Here is a 2,093-nt window from a genome sequence, read left to right on the forward strand (position 1 = left end):
CTGTCAATTTGTAGTGATCTACTAATTTAAATGGGGACTGTCTTGTCTGATTGATATGATCTTTTACAGTTAAGGTTAGTTTATAGCATTTATTCACGAATACAAATAAGGGGGGGAGCCATTTATGAATCACATATTTAGAGTTATTTTTGATAAAACAAAAGGAGTATTTGTTGTTTCAGAGTTAGTAAAATCAGTGGGGAAATCTAATTCTCTGACAGATAAAAGAAGTTCTGTCGCAGGGGCAGTATTGAATATGATAATTATCGGGGGGGGGGGGGTAGGACTTTTTGGCACTCAAGCCTTAGCTGACGTAAAACAATCCATTGATGACACTAAAAACAACGTGGTTTATGGTGCTAATTTGACTGTAGATACTACTACTACTACTAATCGGAATCTTACTGTTTTTGGAGCCGCTTCAACAGTAGTGGGGAGCGATTCTGTCGTATTTGGGACTAATCATAGTATTAAAGGAGGTAGTAATAACGTTGCGATTGGTCGCTCTATTACTGCTCAAGCTGGGGGAGGGGCGAAAATTACCCTGCTGGGTCAAGATATTTCCTATACAGGAAACACGATTTCTGTGACCGACGATCCATTTTATCGCAGTCCTGGTTTTGCTGTAGCAGTCGGTAATAATTTAAAAGCTCGTCAGAATACGGTTATTTTGGGTCATGATAATGAGACAAACAATACACTTACTACAACGCTGGGTATCTTCGCAAAGACGAATAATGACAGGGCTATAGCTATCGGGTATGGTCCGAAAGCAGATGGTTTAGATGGTATGGCTATAGGCGCGAAGGCTGAAGAAAAAGGGTATTTAAGTATGGCTATAGGTACCAGTGCTAAAGCGTTATCTCAACAGGCTGTTGCTATAGGACCATATTCTACAGCTGAAAAAGGAAGCTCTGCTACCGCAATTGGTATGAATTCAAAGGCAACCGGTCAGACCTCTAGTGCCTTAGGTCCTTGGGCTGAGGCGCATGGTAAGTGGGCTGCAGCCGTTGGAGTGCAAGCGCATGCACTGGCAGAAAATTCACTTGCTATTGGGCAAAATGCTAAAGCAAAAGCTTTAAATTCAGCTGCTTTTGGCGGTTTAGCGGTTACAGATGTAAACGCCGAACAGTCATTGGCTGTGGGGTATAATACCAAAGTGTCAGGTAAGCAGTCTCTTGCGATAGGTGTTGGAAATGTTGTGAGTGCAAATTATGCTGGTGCGATTGGTGACCCTTCAATAGTGAAGGGAGAAGGGTCGTATACCTTAGGTAATAATAATGCGGTTGGTAGTACATCAACCAATGTCGGTGCGTTCGGTAATAACAACCAAATCGGTGCGACAGCAACTTATGATGATACTGGTAAATTGTTATCTGTTAACGATTTAACGGATACTGAAGCAGTAGAAAATTCTCGTGCAGTGGGTAACAAAAACTATATCAATACTTCAAATACTTATGTATTGGGTAGTGGCGTCGGTACCAAAGATGATGGTACCGAATTAGGAACAGTAGAAAACTCTGTTTACTTAGGTAATGATAGTACCGTTGCTGTAGGTGCTGCAGTCGGCACGGCTAACTTGGATAAAGAAGGTGTTGCAGGTGCAACAACAACTGCTGGTGATACTGGTACGGTGGATACTGCGATCGTAGGCGGTGTTACTTATGGTGGTTTTGTAGGTAAAACAGCAGCAGGTGCGGTATCTGTGGGGGCTGCAGGTCTTGAGCGTCGTGTAATGAATGTGGCAGCAGGTGAAATCTCAGCGACTTCTACTGATGCGATCAACGGTAGCCAGCTATATATGGTGGCTCAAGGCACACTTGACCAAATGCCCGTTATCTATACTGATACCAGCGGTAATAAAGTGATTAAATCACCAGATGGTAATTTCTATCCAGCTAACACACCACTTGATGCGACTGGAAAACCATTAGATCCGGCTATTCAACCTGTTACCAATGTCATCGCTTCTATGAATGATGGTGACGATGTTGCTAATACACCAAAAATATTGGCGAACGTAGCGGGTAACTTAACACCGACGTATAACACAGGTGATATGACGATTGGTAGTGATGGTAAACCAACTG

General features: G+C 42.7%; 1 protein-coding gene. It reads left to right on the top strand.

Annotation, left to right across the window (positions count from 1 at the left end; translation table 11 throughout):
- Nucleotides 1-124 precede the first annotated feature (124 nt).
- Nucleotides 125-2,093 (top strand): ESPR-type extended signal peptide-containing protein (locus PF272_RS02155; RefSeq protein WP_271141439.1); only part of this gene is annotated, 1,969 nt, incomplete at its 3' end.

The sequence above is a fragment of the Gallibacterium faecale genome (genome assembly GCF_027920745.1).
GTDB lineage: Bacteria > Pseudomonadota > Gammaproteobacteria > Enterobacterales > Pasteurellaceae > Gallibacterium > Gallibacterium faecale.